General features: G+C 73.2%; 16 protein-coding genes, 1 pseudogene and 1 riboswitch. Of the genes and pseudogenes, 5 read left to right on the plus strand and 12 right to left on the minus strand.

What is annotated here, in order from left to right:
* Positions 1-86 precede the first annotated feature (86 nt).
* Positions 87-860 (minus strand): inositol monophosphatase family protein, encoded by a 774-nt coding sequence (locus ACIP82_RS04015; RefSeq protein WP_400650587.1) that lies wholly within the window; start codon positions 858-860, stop codon positions 87-89.
* A 68-nt stretch (positions 861-928) separates the two neighbouring features.
* On the opposite strand from ACIP82_RS04015, the gene ACIP82_RS04020 reads away from it, so the two are divergent.
* Entirely contained in the window at positions 929-1,729 is an 801-nt protein-coding gene (locus ACIP82_RS04020; RefSeq protein WP_363605070.1) for an IclR family transcriptional regulator, read from the plus strand.
* 8 nt (positions 1,730-1,737) lie between these two features.
* Here ACIP82_RS04020 and ACIP82_RS04025 read toward each other — a convergent pair whose 3' ends face one another.
* The 8 genes from ACIP82_RS04025 to ACIP82_RS04060 form a co-directional block, all read right to left on the minus strand.
* Positions 1,738-2,517: a carbohydrate ABC transporter permease gene (locus ACIP82_RS04025; RefSeq protein WP_400650592.1), complete on the minus strand. Its 780-nt coding sequence runs from the start codon at positions 2,515-2,517 to the stop codon at positions 1,738-1,740.
* A 9-nt stretch (positions 2,518-2,526) separates the two neighbouring features.
* On the minus strand, positions 2,527-3,405 hold the full coding sequence (locus ACIP82_RS04030) for a carbohydrate ABC transporter permease (protein WP_400650594.1): 879 nt from the start codon (positions 3,403-3,405) through the stop codon (positions 2,527-2,529).
* Entirely contained in the window at positions 3,402-4,727 is a 1,326-nt protein-coding gene (locus tag ACIP82_RS04035; RefSeq protein WP_400650596.1) for an ABC transporter substrate-binding protein, read from the minus strand. Before ACIP82_RS04035 ends, ACIP82_RS04030 begins: the two co-directional genes overlap by 4 nt.
* Before the next feature lie 63 nt (positions 4,728-4,790).
* Positions 4,791-5,957, minus strand: a complete 1,167-nt coding sequence (locus tag ACIP82_RS04040; protein ID WP_400650598.1) for an ABC transporter ATP-binding protein — start codon at positions 5,955-5,957, stop codon at positions 4,791-4,793.
* A 127-nt stretch (positions 5,958-6,084) separates the two neighbouring features.
* Positions 6,085-6,966 (minus strand): hypothetical protein, encoded by an 882-nt coding sequence (locus tag ACIP82_RS04045; RefSeq protein WP_400650601.1) that lies wholly within the window; start codon positions 6,964-6,966, stop codon positions 6,085-6,087.
* Positions 6,967-7,179: 213 nt separating this feature from the next.
* On the minus strand, positions 7,180-9,408 hold the full coding sequence (locus tag ACIP82_RS04050) for an FtsX-like permease family protein (RefSeq protein WP_363605077.1): 2,229 nt from the start codon (positions 9,406-9,408) through the stop codon (positions 7,180-7,182).
* Positions 9,405-10,091 carry an ABC transporter ATP-binding protein gene (locus ACIP82_RS04055; protein ID WP_400650604.1) on the minus strand — a complete coding sequence of 229 codons (687 nt, stop codon included), beginning with the start codon at positions 10,089-10,091 and terminating at the stop codon, positions 9,405-9,407. Before ACIP82_RS04055 ends, ACIP82_RS04050 begins: the two co-directional genes overlap by 4 nt.
* Complete coding sequence (locus ACIP82_RS04060; protein ID WP_363605080.1) at positions 10,088-10,612, minus strand: PadR family transcriptional regulator; 525 nt, start codon at positions 10,610-10,612, stop codon at positions 10,088-10,090. Before ACIP82_RS04060 ends, ACIP82_RS04055 begins: the two co-directional genes overlap by 4 nt.
* Before the next feature lie 435 nt (positions 10,613-11,047).
* Here ACIP82_RS04060 and ACIP82_RS04065 point away from each other — a divergent pair, with 435 nt between their 5' ends.
* Together ACIP82_RS04065 and ACIP82_RS04070 are read left to right on the plus strand one after the other, a co-directional pair.
* Positions 11,048-11,716: a hypothetical protein gene (locus ACIP82_RS04065; RefSeq protein WP_363605081.1), complete on the plus strand. Its 669-nt coding sequence runs from the start codon at positions 11,048-11,050 to the stop codon at positions 11,714-11,716.
* Between the two features lie 117 nt (positions 11,717-11,833).
* Positions 11,834-12,073, plus strand: a pseudogene (locus ACIP82_RS04070) (Uma2 family endonuclease); the annotation flags it as partial.
* Between the two features lie 24 nt (positions 12,074-12,097).
* Here ACIP82_RS04070 and ACIP82_RS04075 read toward each other — a convergent pair.
* The 3 genes from ACIP82_RS04075 to asnB form a co-directional block, all read right to left on the minus strand.
* Positions 12,098-12,763 (minus strand): YoaK family protein, encoded by a 666-nt coding sequence (locus ACIP82_RS04075; protein ID WP_400651138.1) that lies wholly within the window; start codon positions 12,761-12,763, stop codon positions 12,098-12,100.
* A 167-nt stretch (positions 12,764-12,930) separates the two neighbouring features.
* Complete coding sequence (locus ACIP82_RS04080) at positions 12,931-14,574, minus strand: NRAMP family divalent metal transporter (protein WP_400650608.1); 1,644 nt, start codon at positions 14,572-14,574, stop codon at positions 12,931-12,933.
* A gap of 351 nt (positions 14,575-14,925) precedes the next feature.
* A riboswitch (M-box (ykoK) riboswitch) is annotated at positions 14,926-15,099 on the minus strand.
* Between the two features lie 162 nt (positions 15,100-15,261).
* Positions 15,262-17,094: an asparagine synthase (glutamine-hydrolyzing) gene (gene asnB / locus ACIP82_RS04085; protein WP_363605085.1), complete on the minus strand. Its 1,833-nt coding sequence runs from the start codon at positions 17,092-17,094 to the stop codon at positions 15,262-15,264.
* A gap of 243 nt (positions 17,095-17,337) precedes the next feature.
* Between asnB and ACIP82_RS04090 the strand changes: the two genes are divergently transcribed.
* Both ACIP82_RS04090 and ACIP82_RS04095 read left to right on the plus strand, forming a co-directional pair.
* Positions 17,338-18,105, plus strand: coding sequence for an ABC transporter ATP-binding protein (locus ACIP82_RS04090; RefSeq protein WP_400650611.1), 768 nt, complete (start codon positions 17,338-17,340; stop codon positions 18,103-18,105).
* Positions 18,102-20,861, plus strand: a complete 2,760-nt coding sequence (locus ACIP82_RS04095) for an FtsX-like permease family protein (RefSeq protein WP_400650613.1) — start codon at positions 18,102-18,104, stop codon at positions 20,859-20,861. Before ACIP82_RS04090 ends, ACIP82_RS04095 begins: the two co-directional genes overlap by 4 nt.
* Positions 20,862-20,866 lie beyond the last annotated feature (5 nt).

Raw genomic sequence — 20,866 nt, forward strand, 5'->3', positions numbered from 1 at the left:
GCCCTCCCCGTCTTCGGCCCGCCGGACCCGGCCGAAGGCCGGGGAACGTCGCCCGCCCGGCGGGATCCGCAGGAGGCACCCTGCCCTCACCCCACCGCCCGGCGCAGCGCGGCGGCGATCCCCGGGGCGGCGGCCAGCACCAGCTCCGCGTCCGGCGGGCCGCCGTCGGGGCCCTCGACGACGGCGCCCGCCTCGCGGGCGATCAGCGCGCCCGCCGCGTGGTCCCACGGGCCGAGGCCGCGTTCGTAGCAGCCGTCCAGCCGGCCGGCCGCGACCGCGCAGAGGTCGGCGCAGGCCGAACCGCTCATTCGCACGTCCCGTACCCCGGGGGCGAGCCGGCCGAGCACGGCCAGCTGTCCGGCGCGGGCCTCGCGGTCGTACGCCAGGCCGGTGCCGATCAGCGCCCGGTCCAGCCTGGTCTCCCCGCTCGCCCGCAGCGGCCGGCCGTCCAGGGTCGCGCCGCTCCCCCGGGCGGCGGCGAACACCTCCCCGGCCGGGAGCACCACCACCGCGCCGGCCTCGGCCGTCCACGCCTCGGGCGGCCCGCTCCCCACGGCCACGCTCACCGCGTACGGCACCGCCCGGTACAGGTAGTTGACCGTCCCGTCGATCGGGTCGACGATCCAGGTCAGCCCGCTACCGCCGGGCCGGTGTCCGCTCTCCTCGCCGAGGAAGCCGTCCCGCGGGCGGGCCGCGCGGAGCGCCTCGCGGATCAGCGTCTCGGCCTCGCGGTCGACGGCCGTCACCACGTCCAGCTCGGAGGACTTGGTCGCGACCACGGAGACCGCCGCCACCCGTCTGCTCAGGACGAAGTCGGCTCCCCTTCGCGCCACCGCGGTCGCGAGCGTCAGCAGGTCCACGGACCCCTCCTAGAATGTTCGGCAGAGAAGAATTGGGTTCCATACAGCAGGACGGGGACAGCACAGCGATGGCGGACACCACGGAGACCGGCGAGAAGCGGACCTACGCGGTGGGGAGCGTGGTCAGGGCGCTGCGGCTGGTGGACCTGGTCGCCGAGGGCCCGGCCGAGGGGGTCACCCTCACCGAGCTCACCCGCGGCCTCGGCACCTCCAAGTCCACCGCCTACTCGCTGGCCCGCACCCTGGTCGACGCCGGCTATCTGCGCGACGTGCAGCCCGGCCCCCGCTACCGGCTCGGTATGGCGCTGGTGCGGCTCGGCGACCGGGCGTCCGCCGCGCACCCGCTGGCCGACGTGGTCAAACCGGCGCTGCACGAGCTGAGCCGGCAGACCGGGATGACGGCGCGCGCCGCGATCAACGACGACGGCTACCCGATGTTCATCGCCCGGGTCGACGCCCCGGGCACCATCCGCTTCCACACCCCGCTCGGCGTGCGCGAGCTGCCGCACACCTCGGCCGCCGGCAAGGTGATCCTCTCCCTGCTGCCGCCCGCGGTGACCGACCGCATCGCCGAGGAGACCGGCCTGCCCTTCCGCACCCGCAAGACCATCACCTCGGCGGCCGAGCTGCGGGCCGAGCTCGACCTGACCCGCGAACGCGGCTACGGCGTGGACGACGAGGAGGACTCCGACGGGGTGCTCTGCGTCGCCTCCCCGGTCTTCGACCACACCGGGACGGTGCTCGGCGCGCTCTCCGTCACCGGCCTCAAGGGCGACCAGTCGGTGCGCCAGATCACCGAGCTCGGCGGGGTGCTGGCCGAGGCCGCCGACCGGATCACCCGGGCGCTGGGCGGCCACCGGGCGCTCTAGCAGGGTGTCTATTTGATCCCCGACCGCAGGAAGCTGTTGATGAACTGCCGCTGCCCGATCAGGAACAGGGCGAGCAGCGGCGCCGTGACGATGACCGTACCGGCCGCCATCCGGGGCACGTCCAGGCCCGCCTCCGGGGCCAGGAACCGGACCAGGCCGACGGTCACCGGCCTGGTCTCGTCCGACACGGCGACGATCAGCGGCCAGAGGAAGTTGTTCCACTGGGTGGAGATCGACACCAGCGCGTACGCGACGATGCTCGGCTTGGCGGCCGGGACGAACACCTTCCACAGGATGCCCAGCCGGGAGGTGCCCTCGATCTGCGCCGCCTCCACCAGTTCGTCCGGCACCCCGAGGAACGCCTGGCGCAGGAAGAACACGCAGAACGCGCTGGCCACATAGGGCAGTCCCACCCCGGGCAGGGTGTCCAGCAGGCCGAAGCCGGCGATCGTCCGGTAGTTCTCCGACATCAGGACCTCGGGGAAGATCATGAGCTGGACCAGGACGAAGACGAACAGCGGTCCCCGCAGGGGGAATTCGAACCGGGCGAAGGCGTACGCGGCGAGCACCCCCACCACCAGCTGGGCGGCGGTGATCCCGGTGACCAGCAGCGCGGTGTTGAGGTAGTAACGGCCGAACGGCGCGGCCTGCCAGGCCGAGGAGAGATCGGCGGTGCCCGACTCGAAGGCGCGGACGAAGACATAGAGCAGCGGGGCGGTCCAGAGCAGGCCGGCCAGCCACGCCAGCGCCGTCTCGACCCGGTCGGGCCAGCTGACGATACGGTCCACCTGGGGCTCCTAGCGGTAGTGGATCCGGCGGTCCAGCAGGCGGATCTGCAGGACGGCCAGGGCGACCAGGACGCCGATCACCAGCAGCGAGATCGCCGCGCCGTACTGCGGCCAGTGCTGGGCGAAGGTGACCCGGTAGATGTAGTAGAGGAGGAGGTTGCTGGAGTTGTCCGGGCCGCCCTGGGTCATCACGAAGACGAAGTCGACCATCTTGATGCTGTCGGCGAGCGCCACGATCGCCGCGAACAGCGTGGTCGGCATCAGCAGCGGGAAGGTCACCCGGCGGAAGTGCGTGAACCGGCCGGTGCCCTCCAGCCGGGAGGCCTCGTCCAGCTCGGGATCGATGGCCTGGAGCCCGGCCAGGTAGAAGATCATGAAGAACCCGGCCTCCTTCCACACCATCATCGCCATCAGGGACGGCAGCACCAGGGCGGTGTCGCCGAGCCAGTCCGGCCCGGTGATCCCGAAGCAGCCCAGCACCTCGTTGATCACGCCGATGTTGGGCTGGTAGAAGTACAGCCAGATGACGGCGATCGCGACCACCGGCAGGATCGCCGGGGCGAACACGCCGGCCCGCAGCAGGGCCTTCCCGCGCAGCGCCCGCTGGAGCAGCACGGCGAGCAGCATGGCCAGCGCCAGCGAGACCGGGACGGTCAGCGCCGAGAACAGCAGGTTGTTGACCAGCGCCTTGCGGAAGACCTCGTCCTCGGCGAGGAAGCGGTAGTTGTCCAGGGTGGGCCCCTCGTCCCGGCGGTCCCGCAGGCTGCTGAGGACCGTCGAGACGAGCGGCTTCACCGTGAACAGGACGAGGAAGGCGAACGCGGGCACCAGCAGGGCGTACGCGAACACCTGGTCCGGGAGCCTGCGCGGCGCGGTGCGGGCTTTCACCGGTGGGTCTTCAGGATGGCGTCGATGTCGGACTGGGCCTTGTTCAGGGCCTGCCGCGGGTCGGCGCCCTTGAGCAGCACGGCCTGCAGGGCCGGTGCCAGGGTCTGGTAGACGACCCGGTCGCGGTCGGGCGTGGCCATCTCGGGGATGGCGTCGGCGACCGCGTCGTGCGGGGCCCTGGCCTGCGGGTGCTGCTTGAGGTAGGTCTGCATCGCCTCGGTGTTCCAGGCTGCTTCGGAGGTCGCGATGTAGCCGGACTTGATCGAGACGTCCGCGGCCCGCTCCGGCGTGGTGAGGAACCTGGCCAGGGTGACCGCGGCCTCCTGCTGCTTCCTGGAGACCCCCGCCTCGAACAGCATCAGGCTGCCGCCGCCGGTGGGCGCGCCCTTGCCGGCGCCCGCCGGGAGCGCGGAGACGCCCCAGTCGAACCCGGCCTTCTCCTGGATGGAGCCGATCCGCCCGGAGGTCGTCCACAGCATGCCGGTGGTGCCGGCCAGGAAGTCGTCGGTGGAGGTGCCCCAGGCGACCTCGGTGGTCGGGGCGATCTTCTGGGCGCCGAGCGAGGCCCAGAACTCCAGCGCCTTGACGTTCTGGTCGGAGTTGACGGTGACCTTGGTGCCGGCCCGGTCGCTGAGCGCGCCGTCGCCGCCGGCCTGCTGGACCAGCGCCTGGTAGAGCCAGTAGGCGGTACCGGTCGAAGTCGGGACGAACAGGCCCCACTTGGCGCCGGCACCGCTCTGGACGGCCTTGGCGTCGGCGATCAGCTCGTCCCAGCTCGTCGGCGGCTTCTCGGGGTCGAGGCCGGCCTTCTTGAAGTAGTCCTTGTTCCAGTACTGGACGATGGTCGAGCGGGCGAACGGGACGCCCCAGACCTGGCCGTCCGCACCGACCGAGTTGGACATGAACTGCGGGTAGAAGCCGTCCTTCCACTTCTTGTCCGCGTCGCTGGTCAGGAAGGGGTTCCAGGCCGTCACGGCCTTGCGCTCGACCAGGTCGTGCATGAAGGACTGGTCCATGATGGCCAGTGCGGGCGCCTTCCTGGCGTCGATCGCGGTGTTGACGGCGGCCAGGGTCTGGTCGTAGTCGCCGGAGTAGACGCCCTTGACCTTGATCTCGGGGTGCTCCTTGGCGAAGTCCTTGAGGTAGCCGTCGATCAGCGCGCTGAGGGTACCGACCTGGTCGGGGTAGTAGAAGTCGATGCTGACGGCGCCGTCCTTGCCGCCGTCACCGCCCGGGCCGCCGGAGGCGGAGGAACAGCCGGCGACCGCGGTGAGCGCGAGCGCCGCGGCGGCGAGCGCCCGGGTGCGGGGAGAGAGGGACACGGGTATCTCCTGATGCTCTGTACAGCCGAGGATCGGTGGAACTGGCAAGGGGAAGACGGGGGTTCAGCGCGGGACGCCGGCCGGCCGGCGGACGTCGAGGCGGGCTCCCGTCCGGCGGTCGAAGAGGTGGCAGGCGGCGTACCGGGCGCCGAGGCGGTCGCCGCCGGGGCGGTGCTCGTCGGCGCGGACCCTGACCTGGACGGTGCGGCCGCCGACCCGGAAGGCGATCAGCCGGTCCGCGCCGAGGAGTTCGTCCCGGATCCGGACGGCCGGCAGGGTCAGCTCGCCCGGGCCCGGCGTCAGGTCCTCCGGGCGGATGCCGAGGACCAGTTCCTCGGGCAGCCCGTCCGGCAGGCCCCTGAGCAGGGCGGCGGCCTCGATCCGGAGGGGACCGTCGGCGGCGGTGCTGTCGGCGACGGTGCTGTCGACAGCGGTGCCGCCCCCGCCGGGACCGCCGAGCAGCAGCGCGGTGCCGTCCCGGCGGACGTCGAGCAGGTTCATCGGCGGGGAACCGATGAAGGACGCGACCCGGGTGGAGGCCGGGCGGGCGTACAGCTCCTCGGGGGCGGCGATCTGGTCGATGCCGCCGTCCCGCATGACGATCACCCGGTCGGCCATGGTCATCGCCTCGACCTGGTCGTGGGTGACGTACAGGACGGTCAGCCCGAGGCGCTGCTGGAGCTCGCGCAGCTCGGTGCGCATGTCCGCCCGGAGGCGGGCGTCCAGGTTGGACAACGGCTCGTCCATCAGGACGAGTTCGGCCCCGCTGACCAGGGCCCGCCCGAGCGCGACCCGCTGGCGCTGGCCGCCGGAGAGCTGGGCGGGGCGGCGGTTCAGCTGCTCCTCCAGGCGCAGCTGCCGGGCCGCCTCGGCCAGCCGCGCCGTCCGCTCGGCCTTCGGCACCCGACGGGACCGGAGGCCGAAGAGGATGTTCTCGGCGACCGAGAGGTGCGGGAAGAGCGCGTAGTTCTGGAAGACCATCGCCAGCCCGCGTTCGGCGGCGGGCACCCGGGTGACCGAGCGGCCGCCGATCCTGAGGTCGCCGCCGTCCGCGCGTTCCAGGCCGGCCACGATGCGCAGGGTGGTGGACTTGCCGCAGCCGCTCGGGCCGAGCAGGGCGGCGAACTCGCCGCTGGGCACGGTGAAGTCGATCCCGGTCAGGGCCTGGTGGCGGACTCCCCTGGCACCCTGGTAGGTCTTCGAGATCTGCTCCAGTACCACGTCTGGCATGCCTGCCGGCCTTTCAAGTTCTGTGATTCCGAACATTGATCTGCGTGTCTGAACATGGTGGCGCGCCACCCGGTCGTGGCGGCGGCGCGCCGGTGACCTGCCGATGAAATGCGGATTGCCGCGTGGATCAGCCGGTCTTGGTGTAGTGCTGGAGGTAGAGGAAGATCGACTTCCAGCCGGAGCCGACGTGCACGATGTGCAGCTGGCCGCCCGACGGGCCGAGGTCCCAGGCGGCGATGCCCTGCACCTCGTCACCCGGCTCGGCGTCCTGGTGGAACTCGTAGGCGACCTGGCCGGAGACCGGGTCGATCGAGAAGACGGACTTGCCGCTGTCGTCGACCGAGGCGTAGAGCCTGCCCTGCCACATGGCCGCGCCCTGGATCCGGCTCAGCGGCTGGGACAGGGTGACGGTCTTCACCACCGGCAGGGTGCTGCCGGCCGGCAGGCCGAGCAGGTCGGACAGGCTGTAGGCGACCAGCTTGGCGGTGCCGTCCGCGGTGTTCTGCGACCACGGCGCGGTGTAGACCAGGCCCGCCGCGGCGTCCACCGCGACCCACGGCACGCCGCCCGGCATCTGCGCGAGCGGCAGCTGGAGGTAGCGGCCGGTGTAGCTGAGGTCGCTCGCGTTGTAGAGCGCCAGCACCGGGTGCTGGTAGCCGTTCTTGCCGTCCTCGATCGGCGCGATCACATAGCCGCCGTAGTACTCGAGGTCGCCGATGTGGTCGCTCTTGAACGAGGAACCGAGCGCCGACGGGATCGGGAAGGTGGAGGAGGCCACCTCGTGGTCGTTGGAGATGGTCGCCTTCACCATCCCGCCCGGGCCCGCGTAGTAGAAGTACGTACCGTCGGTCGCCACACCCTGTCCGCGCTCCAGCGCGTTGAATCCGGTCCACCGGTAGTACTGCGACGTCCGCGTCCAACTCGCGGCCTGCGCGGGGGTCGCCGCCGCGACGGCCACGGCCGCCACGAGGGCGGCGCTGATGCTGATCCGGCCCAGCTTCACTGCCACTCACCTCTACTGTTCTCGATTGTTCGGGATAGCAGAACGGCGTTCCTTATCGCCAAGAGGATTACAACAGGGGCGTTCCGACAGGGTCAATGGGCGGAAGGTGAACGTCAGATGTCACCGGCCGAGGGGGCGCGGACACGGAAAAGCCCCGGGTGCCGCGCCTCCCCCCGTGAGGAGGCGCGACACCCGGGGCCTTGGGCCGGGCGGGTGCGGTCAGCCGTTGCGGGCCGCTTCGGGGCCGGTGATCCGCCGGAGCAGCGGGAGGGTCGAGGCGATGATCCCGAGCGAGGCGACCAGCCCGAGGACGACCAGGACGAAGTACGTCGCGCCCGGGGAGACCAGGTCGTAGCTCATCTGCGACTTGAGGAACATCGCCGCCGCCCCGAAGCCCGTCCCGGTCGCGATCGCGGCCACCACCAGCAGCGGCAGCGCGCTCTCCAGCCCGATCACCCGTTGCAGCAGCCGCAGCGGTGCCCCGGTGAGCCGCAGCATCGCGAACGGCCGCCTGCGGTCGGAGAGACCCGCGACCACGCTCACCGCGAGGCTGCAGCCCGCGATGGGCAGGGTGGCGAGCAGCACCACGTTCGCCAGCTGGCGCCAGCCCGCCATCTGCCGCTGCTGCTCGGAGCCCCAGTCGCCGACCGTCCGGGACATGTAGTGCGGGTAGGCGCGGGTGAGGACGGTCCTGGTCTGCTCCATGGCCGCCGTCGAGCCGTCGGTGGTCGCGTAGATCATCTGGACCGGCAGCCGGCCGAGGGCCTCGGGGGTGATCGGCGCGGCGGGCCACTCCGTGTCGGCCTGCGACCGCAGGTCGAGGAACGCGTACAGCGGGATGGCCGCGGCGCTCGCGCCGGCCGGGCAGTGGCCGACCACCGGAATCCGGGCCAGGTCCGAGCAGAGCACCAGGCCGGGCGCGAAGGGGCGGGGGTCCGCCGGGTCCTTCGCGATCTTGTCCGGGTTGGCGTGCACCACCGCCAGGCCCTCGGCCCCCGGGACGGCCCGGACGTCCGCCAGGACGCGGTCGGGTACGGCGTCCGTCATCGGCGGTTCGTCCACCATGGCGCCGTGCTCCACCGCGGTCCGGGTCAGCGGATCACCGGCCAGCGAGCCCCGGTTCTCGTTGATGGTGCCGATGATGCAGACGGTCGCGGTGGTGACGAAGAGGGCGAGGACCAGGCCGCTGACCGAGCGGAAGCCCGCCTTGGGGTCGTCCGCGAGCCGCCGGACGGCGATCAGCGTGGCGGGGCGGCTGGTGCGCAGGGCCACGGCCCGGGCGGCGGCCATGGTCAGCCAGGGCCCCGCGACCACCAGGCCCAGCATGACCACCAGGAAGCCGGTGAGGTAGGCCGCCGTCTGCCCGTCGGTGGTCTCCGGGCGGCGGTCGACGAACCAGGCGAGTTCGGCGAGGCCGCCCAGCAGCGGGACCAGCCGCCAGGCCCGGGGCGGACGCGGGGTCACCCGGCGGGAGACGCCCAGCGGCGAGATGGTCACCCGGCGCAGCGCGAACCGGGCCGCGACCGCCGCCGCCACCGGGACGCCCAGGACGGTCCCCAGTACCTGGACCGCGGTCAGGGTCAGGTCGCCGGTGAAGAACCGTTCTCCGGTGAACGGCACGGTGGCGACCACCGGGCGCAGCAGGAAGAAGAGCGCGAAGCCGACGGCCGTCCCGGCGACGGCGGCCACCGTGGACTCCACCGCGGAGATCACCGACACCTGCCGGGGGGTGGCGCCGACCAGACGCATCGCGGCGAACCGCTGCTCGCGGGTGGCCGCGGAGAGGCGGGTCGCGGTGCCGATGAAGATGAGCACCGGGAAGATCAGCGCGCCGGCCACGACGGAGAGGATGAGCGTCATGGCGTCGCCCCGGACGCCGCCGCCCGGGCAGTCGTTGTCGCAGGCCGCGGGGAGCGTGGTGGCGATGGTGGTGACGGTCCTGGCCTCGGGCTGGGCCCTGACCTCCTCCGGGGTGCGGCCGATGACGGCGACCAGCGAGTCCGGGGACTGCAGGGCCTCGTCACCGAGGGTGCCGGCCAGCCGGCCGGGGAAGCGGTCGGCCAGCTCGACGGCCGGGGTCTCGCGCAGCAGCTTGGCGAGGGCCGGCGAGGCGTAGTACTCGCCGGGTGCCGGCACCGCGGCCAGGCCCGGCGGGACGGGCGCGGTCGGCCCGGTGGCGGCGACGTCCACCTCGAAGAGCCTGACGCCGTCGTAGTAGTCGGCGTGGGTCCGCCACCAGAGCGGGTCCACCGCCGCCGTCTCGGTGCGGGCGGCCGCCCCGGTGTTGTACCAGAGCACCCGGTCGTTGGCCTTGTCGACGGCGTTGATGCTGGCGAGCGTGGAGAGCAGCATGCCGACGCCGATGGCCACGGCGGCGGCGATGACGATCAGCCGGGCGATGGCCTCCCGGCCTCCGCTGACGGCGAGGCGGAGCGCGAACTCGATCACGAGGCGACCCGTCCGGCCGAGAGCGAGGTGGCCTTCCCGTCCCGGACGATCGCCTCGCGGTCGGCGTAGGCGGCGACCCGGGGCTCGTGGGTGACCAGGATGACGGTGGTGCCCTGTTCGCGGGCGGCGCCGACCATCAGCTCCATCACCTGCTCGCCGGTGAGCGAGTCCAGCGCGCCGGTCGGCTCGTCGGCGAAGAGCACCTGCGGGCGGGCGACCAGGCCGCGGGCGAGCGCGACCCGCTGCGCCTGACCGCCCGACAGCTCGCCGGAGCGGCGCCGCTCCAGGCCGTCCAGGCCGAGCCGGGCGAACCAGGGCCGGGCCTCGGCGAGGGCCGCCGTACGGCGGGTGCCGCCGAGCAGCAGCGGCAGGGCCACGTTCTCCTCGGCCGTCAACTCGGGGACGAGCTGGCCGAACTGGAAGACGAAACCGAACCGGTCGCGCCGCAGGGCGCTGCGCTGGGCCTCGTTCATGGTGTCGATCCGCTGCCCGTCGAAGTGGACCTCCCCCGCGTCGGGGACGAGGATGCCTGCCAGGCAGTGCAGTAACGTCGACTTGCCGGAGCCGCTCGGGCCCATGATGGCGAGCACCTCGCCGGCGTCGACGGCCAGACCGGCGCCGCGCAGGGCGGGCGTCTCGCCGAAGGCGAGTTCGATGTCGCGGGCCTCGATCAGGTGGGTCATGACCGCACCGCCTCGGCGAGCGCGTCCAGCCGGGCGGTGGTCAGGTCGATCCAGCGCAGGTCGGCCTCCAGGTGGAACAGTCCGTGGTCGGCGAGCAGGGCGTCGACGAGCGCGCCCGTGCGCCGCAGTTCGGTCAGCTCGCGCATCCGCCGCAGGTGGGCGGCGCGCTGGGTGTCGAGGTACAGCTCGGCGTCGCGGCCGAGCATCAGGGCCAGGACGACCTTGGTGAAGAGCACCGTCTGAAGATTGGGCTCGGGCGACACCGGCTCGGTGAGCCAGGTCTCGAACTCCGTCACCCCGGCTTCGGTGATGACGTAGCGCTTGCGGTCGGGACCGTCACCGGGCTCCGCCTCGGCGGGCACGACCTTGCCGTCCCGGGCCAGTCGGCCGAGCGTGGCATAGACCTGGCCGTACGGCAGGGGCTTGCCCCGCCCGAAGAAGGCGTCGTAGTCGCGCTTGAGGTCGTAGCCATGGCTCGGCTCTCGCTCCAGCAGGCCCAGAAGGGTCAAAGGAACACTCATGAGCTGACCATACACCAGACGTATACTTCGAGTGTATAGCTGGCGAGAATAGTCCGCTGAGCTGCTCGAACATCGATCAGGAGGCGGTCAGGAGGCGATCAGGGCCGGCTGGGCGCTGACGCACGGGAGCGGCCGGGCCGGGCGGGACATGCGTGAGCAGGGGACGGCCCCACGTCCGTCCCCTGCTCCACACCGCGGCCCGGCGAGCCCCCACAGCAGGCCGGACCTCGCCGCGTCCCGGCAACAAGAGGACGCGGCCGGGACCAGCCTGCCCTGCCACCCCCTCCCCCGCCGAGGGCCGAACGTCCCTGTCGTCAGGCCGCCGGTCCCGGTACGGGACCGGCCGGTACGGTCCGCTCAGCCCTTGTGCGCGGACCGGGAGCGGAGAGAGATTGGATGCCGAAGCCCGGCGAACACCCCGGAGGAGCACGCATCGTGTCCAGCACACCCCGCCCGACCCGGGCCGCGTCGCTGCCGCGGCGGGCGGGCCGGCACCTGCGACGGGCCCTCGGCGCCCGCCGCGATCCGCTCGTCCGACCGCTGGACCGGTCCCGCAGCCGGGCGTGGGCCGCGGCGCTCCTGGGCCTGCTCCTCGCGCTGTCCGCCGCCGTCGGCGCCGCGCTGCTCTCCTTCCACGCCGCCGACCATGACGCCTCGGCGGACCGCGCCCGGCTGCACCGGGTCGACGCCGTCCTGCTCACCGCGGCCCGGCCCGGCAACGCCGCGAACAGCCGCTGGGCGGGCGGCTACGAGAGCCGGGCCGACGTCACCGTCTCCTGGACGTACCCCGACGGGCAGCAGCACACCGGCCGGGCCGAGGCGCCCCGCTCCGCCACCGCCGGGTCCACCGTCACCGTCTGGGTGGACGACGACGGCGGACGGGCCGACCCCCCGGCCACCCGGGTCGGCGTCGCGGTCGAGGCGGTCTGCACCGGCCTCTCCGGCTTCGCCGCCCTCGCCGCCGCGCTCGGCGGCGGCCTCGCACTGCGGCTGCGCGCCCTCGACCGGCGGGCCGACCAGGAGTGGCAGCGGTCCTGGGCCCGCCTGGAACCGCTCTGGAGCGGCCGCGGCAGCCGCAGCCCGGGCGGCCCTCAGGAGGGCTGAGCTGCGCCCATGGCCGATTCACCCGCAGCCGCGAGCCGCCGCCCCACCCTTGAGCCGCCGGCCGAACTCGTCGACTGGGTCAGGGCGTTCGCGGAGATCTCGCACCGCACGGTGGAGCAGGTCGTCGAGGTCACGTCACCGTCGAACGGTGACACCGGCCGTACGGCCAAACGCCGCCGGCACTCGCAGTACGGGGCGCCCGTGTACCTGCTGGTGGACCGCCAGGAACGCGATTGCACGCTGTTCTCCCAGCCCGGGAAGCTCGGCTACACGCACGTGGAGGGGCCGCACCCGTTCGGGACTCCCGTGCACCTGCCGGAGCCCTTCGGCCTCAGCCTCGACACCGGCGGGTTCTGACGGCGTCCGACCGTCGGACACGTCTCAGGGCTTGTCCCCGGCGCCCCCCGGGCGGGTCCAGGCCGGGGTGGGCCCGCCGGGGGCGGGGGTGGCGGCACGGTGGGTGGCGGCGGCGACCGCGATCAGCAGGGCGAGCGCCACGGCCAGCGCGGTGGTGACGGTGGCGTGGAAGACCAGCAGGGCGCCGAGCAGGGCGCCGGCGAACATCCAGACGGCCGAGGCGAGGCGGCGGGCGCCCACGCGGTCGGCGGCCAGGCCGGTCAGGGTCATGGTCAGCACGGTGGTGGTGAGGTCGGGGACCTTGAGGAAGCGCACGACGGCGTTCTGCAGGCCCATCGCGAAGCCGAGCAGGCCGATCAGGCCGTACCGGGCCGCGTCGGTGGTGTGGCCGGCCACGGCCGCCAGGGCGGTGCTGCCCGCCAGCAGGACCGCCTGGATCACGGCCGAGGCGACGAGCAGCCTTCCCCGGTGACCGGGCAGCCGCTCGCAGAGCCGGCCACCGGCGAACGCGCCCACCAGGAAGGCCGCCAGGGCGGCCAGCGAGGCGGTGGCGGAGAGCCCGGCCGCGCCGGCCAGGGCGAAGCCGAGGAAGACCACGTTCCCGGTCATGTTGGCGACGAAGACATGGCCGAGTTCGAGGTAACTGACCGCGTCCACCAGCCCGGTGACGACGGTGAGCACCAGCAGCATCGGTACCAGCGGGCCGTGGCGGCGGTCGGTCTTCACCCTGTGTCCTCCAGTGGTGCGCTTCGATGATCGCGGGTACTCCGTTCTACGCCCGTCGGCCCGGGATCCCGGTCAGGCGAGCACCGGGCGGGCCCGCAGGTCGGTCGGGGCGAGTCCGGAGGCTCGGCGGCTCAGTGGTTGAGCGCGACCTGGACGATCTTGACGACGACCAGGACCATCGCGACCAGCAGGTAGCCGCGCAGCGCGCCCATGCCGATCCTGTAGGCGGTGGAGACCGTGGGCCGGGCGAGGGTCTCCAGCGGCGGCATCCGCCAGTTCTCCCGCCCGGTGCGGTCGATGCGGTCCTTCTCGGTGCCGGTGCGCCGGCGGACGAAGGAGTACCCGGCGGCCGACACCCCGAGGACGCCGCAGACCGCCATGACGGTGAGGATGGTGTCGGCGCTGATGTCCGGGAAGAGCACGGCCGCGGTCAGGACCACCGAGAGGGTGACCAGGACGCCGACCACCGCCGCCGTGAAGGCGTTGGTCCGGGGCCCGTTGACCCAGGGGCCGAGGACGTCCTTGTCGTTGCAGAGCAGCAGCAGGAAGACCGAGGCGGACGGCAGCAGCACGCCGGCCAGGGTCTGGACGCCCTCGGTGAGCAGACCGAGCGGGGAGCCGGGGATCAGCACGATGGTGGCGGCCACCGTCACCAGGCCCGCGTAGACGGCGTAGAAGCCCTTGGCCCCGCCCACGCCCCGGTGCAGCGAGTGCTTCACGCCGAGCACGTCGCCGACCGCGTACGCGGTGGAGAGCGAGACCGCGAAGGCCCCGATGATCGAGGCGTCCAGCAGCGCGATCGCGAAGAGCACCCCGGCGAGTTCGCCCGCCTTCGCGGCCAGGCCGTGCGCGATGCCCGCCGCGTCGGTGAACTGCCCGAAGCCGTCGGTGCCCGCGAAGGCCGCGGCGGTGAAGCCCGTCATCGCGGCGGCGCCGACGACCACGACGACGATGCCGATCCACAGGTCGACCTTCTCGTAGGCCATGAAGCGCGGGGTGATCCGCTTGTCGATGACGTACGACTGCTGGAAGAACAGCTGCCAGGGGGCCACCGTGGTCCCGACGATGCCGATGATCAGCAACATCACGGTGGACAACTGCCCGGCGCCGCCCGGCAGGTTCGGCACGACGAAGTCACGGGCCATCCGCGTCGCCGACGGGTGGATCAGGAAGTAGACCGGTACCAGCAGCAGCGAGCCTGCGCACAGGGCGATGGCGATCCGCTCGAAGCGCCGGAACGAGCCGGTGAACGCGGAGGCGATGATGACCGCGGCGGCCAGCACGACGGCCAGGGCCTTGGGCAGTCCGAGGTAGCCGGCCGCGAGCGTGATGCCGATGAACTCGGTGACCAGCGTCAGCGCGTTCAGCAGCAGCAGGTCGATCACCGAGAAGGCGCCCCAGAACCTGCCGAACCGTTCCAGGATCAGCCGGGCGTGGCCCACCCCGGTGACGGCGCCCAGGCGGAGCACCATCTCCTGGTTCACGTAGAGGACGGGGACGAGCAGCAGCAGCGTCCACAGCAGGTGGGTGCCGTAGTTCTGGCCGGCCTGACCGTAGGTGGCGAAGGCGCCGGCGTCGTTGTCGCCGACCATCACGATCAGGCCGGGACCAATGACCGCGAGCAGCGTCCTGAGCCGGGCGGAGAGCCCGTGGCGCGGGGTGTCGTCGTCGAGGCGGATGGTGCCGAGGGCACCCTTGATGTCGCCCAGGTGGGCGTCGTCCAGTACGGCCGCACGCGGCGTGGGAACCTCGGGGTCGAGCATCACGTTCGTCATGACGTGCCTCCCTGACCCCTTCTCTGCGAGGGGGCCGGTCGGGGGCGCGCAGCAGCGATCCCCCCTGCGGGCGCACGGCACCGCGGCCCGCGGCGGCAAAGGGCCGGGCGGGCATGGCGGCACGCCGGACGCGCGTCACGGCCGGGCCGGGGGCGGCGGGGCATGACGGTGCGTCAGGAGTACGCGCGGGGGAGGTTGTTACCGCGTGCCGGGGGTGAGCGAAAGCAGGCGGGGGCCGGGGCGACTGTGGCCCGGACTACTACTGTCCATGTCTCTCGCCTCCTCCCGGCCGGCGACGCACCACGGGTGCGCCGGATCGACACGGCAAGGAGCGGGCCGACCCGCCGGGCCGGCACACCCCTACTCGTCAGAGCTTTGGCACTTCACGGCGTAATCCCCTTGGCGGGGAAGCCACTTGGGATCAACCCTTAAGTCGGGAGGATCTGTCCTGAACCTGGGCGTCTCTCGACGTCGTCGGGTCAGTGGCCTGTGTCCGTGAGGACGCCTCACCGAACGAGGTGCCTTCTTCGTCTTCTGTCAAACCTTGAGAAGCATAGCCCCTCCGCCGAACGGGTCTCTACAGCTTTGTAGAATCTTGACCGGGACCTGGGCGAAAGCGGGTGGAACGGGGCCCGCTCCCGGCCCGGGGGTGTCCGGGGCGGGAGCGGGCGGCGCGGGCGGCAGGCCTCAGAGGGCGAGCGCGGGGCGGTGGTGGTCGAGCCAGAGCGCGAGGTCCACCACCCGCTCCAGCCGCAGCCGGTGGCCCCACTCCAACTGGTCGGCCGGGGTGTCGAGGCTGGCCTTGATGACGGTCTCGTCGGCGATGTCGCGGACGTGCGGCGCGTCGAGTGCCTCCCGGGCGAGCCGCTGAAGGCCGCTGTTGTAGTCGGCGTGGTGGGTCGCCGGGTAGTGGTTCTTGGGCCGCCACAGCACCGAGTCGGGGGCCAGGCCCTGACCGGTGGCGCGCAGCAGGCTCTTCTCCCGGCCGTCGTAACTCTTCATCGACCAGGGGGCGTTGAAGGCGTACTCGACCAGCCGGTGGTCGCAGTAGGGGACGCGGACCTCCAGCCCCTGGGCCATCGAGAGGCGGTCCTTGCGGTGCAGCAGCTGGCGCAGCCAGCGGGTCAGCGAGAGGTGCTGCATCTCGCGCTGGCGGTGCTCGGCGGCGCTCTCGCCGTCCAGGTGCGGGACGGCGGCCAGCGAGGTGCGGTAGGTGTCGTCGCGGAACTCGCCGATCCGCAGGTGGGCGGCGAGGTCGGGGTTGATCGGCATGGCGGCCTCGTCGCCGGTGACCAGCAGCCACGGGAAGGTCTGCGCGGCGAGTGCCTTGGGGTTGTGGAACCACGGGTAGCCGCCGAACACCTCGTCCGCGGCCTCGCCGGAGAGGGCGACGGTGGAGTGCTTGCGGATCTCGCCGAACAGCAGGTAGAGCGAGGTGTCCATGTCGCCGACGCCGATCGGCGAGTCACGGGAGACGACCACGGCCCGGCGGTTCTCGATGTCGAGCAGGGTGCGCGGGTCGAGGACCACGGTGGAGTGGTCGCTGCCGATGAAGGCGCCGGCCTCGGCGGCGTACGGGGTGTCGTGGCCGGTGCGCAGCACGTCGCCGGTGAACTGCTCGGCCTGGTCGCTGTAGTCGACGGCGTAGGAGCGCAGCTTGGCCTGCGGGCCTTCGGACAGCCGGAGTTCGTCGGCGACGAGCGCGGTGACGACGGTGGAGTCGAGGCCGCCGGAGAGCAGGCTGCAGAGCGGGACGTCCGCCTCCAGCTGGGCGCGGGCGGCGCGGTTGACCAGCGAGCGCACCCGCTCGACGGTGGTGTCCAGGTCGTCGGCGTGCGGGCGGGCCTGGAGCTCCCAGTAGCGGCGCTCGCGGATGCCGTCCCGGTCGAGTACGAGCAGGCCGCCGGGGTGCACCTCGCGGACGCCGGCCCAGACCGTGGGCCCGGTGTTGAACAGCAGGCTGTAGGCCTCGCGCAGGCCGTCCGCGTCGACGGCGGGGGTGACCTCGGGGTGGGCGAACAGGGCCTTGGGCTCGGAGCCGAAGGCGAGTCCGCCGCCGACGGCGGTCCAGAACAGCGGCTTGACGCCGAGCCGGTCGCGGACCAGCAGCAGCCGCTCGGCGCGCTCGTCCCAGATCGCGAAGGCGTACATGCCCTCCAGCCGGTCGACCAGGGCGTCGCCCCACTCCTGGTAGGCGCGCAGCACCACCTCGGTGTCACTGCGGGTCTCGAACCGGTGTCCCCTGGCGCGGAGTTCGGCGCGGAGCTGGTGGTGGTTGTAGACCTCGCCGCTGTAGGTCAGCACCACGCCCGGGTTTTCCTGGCGGTCGGCCATGGGCTGGGCGCCGCCGTCGATGTCGATGACGGCGAGGCGGCGGTGACCGAGCGCGGCGTGGGCACCGAGCCAGATCCCGCCGGCGTCGGGCCCGCGCAGGGCCATGGTCGCGGTCATCGCCTCGATGACGGGGGCGCTGTGGCGGACGTCCTGATGAAAGGACACCCAGCCGGTGATTCCGCACATGCGCGTGCACTCCTTGTGGCGGACAGAGTCGGACGGAGCAGGTGGAGCGGGTGGGACAGGCGGGGCTGGTGGGTCGGACGGGCCGTCGCCCGGCGGTGCCCGGTCCACCAGTCGGGCGGTGGTCACCTGCGGTTCCAGCGGAATCGGACACATTTTCTGCCACCCCGACGGCACGAGCGGTCGTCGCCCTGCATATATAGTTCACCTGCATATGCAGCTGAACAGCTCAATGAGGGGGAAAGTGTGTCCCGCACCGATCCGATCAGGACCGCCGGCCAGGCCGTCCTGCGTCTGCAGAACGTCACCCGGGTCCACGGGCAGGGCGCGTCCGAAGTGCACGCGCTGCGCGGGGTCGAACTCACCGTGCACGCCGGAGAGTTCGTCGCCGTGATGGGCCCTTCCGGGTCCGGCAAGTCCACCCTGCTGACCCTGGCGGGCGGCCTGGACGCCCCGAGCGCCGGCCAGGTGCTCGTCGAGGGCTCCCCGCTCGGCGGGCTCAGCCGGGGGCGGCTCTCCGCCGTCCGGCGCCGCTCGATCGGCTACGTCTTCCAGGACTACAACCTGATCCCGGCCCTCACCGCCGCCGAGAACATCTCGCTGCCGCGCGAACTGGACGGTGTCTCCGGCCGCGCCGCCCGCCGCGAGGCCCTCGCCGCTCTGGAGGAGATGGGCATCCCGGAGCTCGCCGACCGCTTCCCCGACGACATGTCCGGCGGCCAGCAGCAGCGCGTCGCCATCGCCCGCGCACTGATCGGCGAACGCCGGCTGCTGCTGGCCGACGAGCCCACCGGCGCGCTCGACTCCGCCACCGGCGAGTCCGTCCTCGCCGTCCTGCGGGCCCGCTGCGACGCCGGGGCCGCCGCCATGATGGTCACCCATGAACCGGCCCACGCCGGCTGGGCCGACCGCGTCGTCCTCCTGCGCGACGGACGGATCGTCGAGGAGCGCACCCGCCGCCCCGACGGGACGCTCCGCGACCTCGGCGCCGGCCACCCGGAGGTGGCCCGGTGAAGCTCAGCGCCTGGCGGGTCGCCCTGCGCATCGCCCGCCGCGACGCCCTGCGCGCCAAGGGCCGCAGCGCCCTCGTCGTCGCCATGGTCGCCCTGCCCGTCCTCGGCGTCACCGGCGCCGACATCGTCCACCGCAGCGGACAGCTCACCCCGGCCGAGCGCGTCGAGCGGGTGATGGGCGGCTCCGACGCCCTGATCAGCGCCCTCGCCCCGGGCCGCACCGTCGAGCAGGCCCCGTTCGCCGACGACGGCACCCTCACCCGCACCGCCACCCCCGGGAAGCCCGCCACGCCCGAGGAGACCAAGGGCGCGGCCGTCGAACCCGCCACGCTGGTGGCCTCGTTGCTGCCCCAGGGCAGCGTCCTCACGGCGGCCCGGCCGGGCCCCGAGGCCAGCGCCGGCTCCCGCGAGGGCCTGCTCCGCACCGACACCGCCGAGGCCGACCTCACCGACCCGGTCTGGGCCGGGCGGCTCGATGTGGTCGACGGCCGCGCCCCCGGCGCCCCGCACGAGGCGGCCGCCACCCGGGCCTTCCTCGAACGGTCCGGGCTGCGGCTCGGCGGGACGACCGCGGTCAAGGGGCTGGACCGCACCCCCTTCACCATCACCGGCGTGGTCGAACACCCGGGCGACCTCAGGAAGGTCGAACTCGTCGCCCGCCCCGGGGAGCTGATCGCCCCGCTGGCCGAGGCCCGGGACAGGGACAGGCCCGTGGCCGGTATCGGGTCGGCGGACGAGAAGCCGGTGAGCACGGACGCCTGGCTGGTCCGGCTCCCCGCCGGGGCGGTGATCGACTGGGCCAAGGTGCGGGAGTTCAACGCGTACGGCTACACCGTCACCTCCCGCTCCGTCGCCCTCGACCCGCCGGACCGCTCGGCCGTCCCCTACTACCGGGACGGCCCCCGGTACGCCGAGACCTCCGCCCGGACCACCACCGCCGTCATGGTGGCCACGGTCACCGGCATGGCGCTGCTGGAGGTCGCCCTGCTCGCGGGCCCCGCGTTCGCGGTCGGCGCCCGCCGCTCGCGCCGTCAGCTCGCCCTGCTCGCCGCCGCCGGCGGCAACCGGACCCACGTGGGCGCGGTGGTGCTCGGCGCGGGCGTCGTCCTCGGCCTGGCCGGTGCGGTGACGGGTGTCGTCCTCGGGATCGGCCTGGTCGCGCTGGTGCGGCCCTGGATCGAACGGGCGGGCGGCAGCCGCTTCGGCCACTTCGACCCGGCGCCGCTCGACCTGGCCGCCATCGCCGGCATCGGCGTGGCCACCGCCCTGCTCGCCGCCGCCCTGCCCGCCCTGCAGGCCGCCCGGCGGAGCGTCACCGCGGGCCTCTCCGGCCGCGACACCGTCAACGCGCCGAACCGCTGGATCACCCTGCTCGGCCTGGTGATGCTGGCCGGCGGCGCCGCGCTCGCGCTCTACAGCGCGGGCAGCGGCACCGGCATGCCCGGCACCCCGGTGGCCGGCGGGTACGACGCCCGGACGCTCGGCGTGCTGGGCGGCTCGGTCAGCGCCGAACTCGGCCTGCTCGCCTGCACCCCGGTACTGATCTCGCTCTTCGGACGGCTCGCCCGCTTCCTCCCGATCGCGGCCCGGCTCGCCCTGCGCGACTCGGCCCGGCACCGTTCCAGGACCGCACCCGCCGTCGCCGCCGTCATGGCCGCCGTCGCCGGTGCCGTCGCGGTCGGCGTCTACACCGCCAGCACCGACGCCCAGGCCCGGCAGGACTACCGGCCGCAGACGCCGAACGGCGCCGTCACCCTGACCACCGGCGTCGACAGCCCCGACCTGCCGAGGCTGCGCGCCACGATGGAGCAGGAGCTGCCGGACCTCGGCCCGCGCGGCGACCTCTACCAGGCCGTCTACCGCTTCTGCGCCAACTGCTCCAGCACCGTCCACCCCAAGGGCGGCGACCGGACCAGGCGGTTCGCCGGCCAGGGCCGGCTGGTCGTCGGCGACGACGCCGTCCTGCACAACCTGTTCGCCGTGCACGATCCGGCCGCCGAGCAGGCGCTCGCCGCGGGCAAGGCGGTCGTGTTCGACCCCTCCTACCTGTTCGACGGCAAGGCCGTGTTCCAGCTGCGCGGCGGCGGCGCCCCGTTGCAGCCCGGCGAGATCCCCGCACCGGACGTCCAGGAGGTCGGCGTGGAGGCCGTCCTGGTCGACAACCCGTCGGCCGCCCGGTACGGACAGGTCCTGGTGAACCCGGCGACGGTGCACAGGCTCGGGCTCTCCGCCCAGGCGACCGGTGCCATCTGGCTGCCCGCCACGCCGCCGGACGACAAGGCGCAGCAGCGCGCCGACGCCGCAGCCGCCCGGCTGGACCGGATGGCCGGCGTCGGGGTGGAGCGCGGCTACCAGCCCAAGAGCGACCTGGTCACCCTGTCGCTCAGCGGGTTCGCCGCCCTCGTCGTCCTCGGCGCGGCCGGCATCGCCACCGGCCTCGCGGCCGCCGACTCCAGGCACGACCAGGCCACCCTGGCGGCCGTCGGCGCCCCGCCCCGGATCCGCCGCACCCTGGCCGGACTGCAGTGCGCGCTGATCGCGGCTCTCGGGGCCGTCCTGGGCACGGTCAACGGATTCGTCCCGGCGATGAGCCTGCTCAAGGTCCGCACCGCCGGCGGCCTCGACGGCGGCTCGGCACCGGTCACCGCGCCCTGGGTGCTGATCGCCCTCACCGCGCTCGTCCTGCCGGTGGTGGCCGGGCTGATCACGGCGGCGTTCACCCGCTCGCGGATCCGGCTGACCCGGCGCGTCTCCTGACGCGG

The sequence above is a fragment of the Kitasatospora sp. NPDC088548 genome (genome assembly GCF_044753005.1).
In the GTDB taxonomy this organism is placed as follows: domain Bacteria; phylum Actinomycetota; class Actinomycetes; order Streptomycetales; family Streptomycetaceae; genus Kitasatospora.

Coding starts and splice junctions, on each gene's coding strand:
- ACIP82_RS04075 (WP_400651138.1), bottom strand. CDS start 12,763: ATGCTGCTGGTGCTCACCGTCGTCACCGGGCTGGTGGACGCGGTCAGT.
- ACIP82_RS04055 (WP_400650604.1), bottom strand. CDS start 10,091: ATGACCCACCTGATCGAGGCCCGCGACATCGAACTCGCCTTCGGCGAG.
- ACIP82_RS04040 (WP_400650598.1), bottom strand. CDS start 5,957: ATGCCAGACGTGGTACTGGAGCAGATCTCGAAGACCTACCAGGGTGCC.
- asnB (WP_363605085.1), bottom strand. CDS start 17,094: ATGTGCGGAATCACCGGCTGGGTGTCCTTTCATCAGGACGTCCGCCAC.
- ACIP82_RS04020 (WP_363605070.1), top strand. CDS start 929: ATGGCGGACACCACGGAGACCGGCGAGAAGCGGACCTACGCGGTGGGG.
- ACIP82_RS04060 (WP_363605080.1), bottom strand. CDS start 10,612: ATGAGTGTTCCTTTGACCCTTCTGGGCCTGCTGGAGCGAGAGCCGAGC.
- ACIP82_RS04080 (WP_400650608.1), bottom strand. CDS start 14,574: ATGACGAACGTGATGCTCGACCCCGAGGTTCCCACGCCGCGTGCGGCC.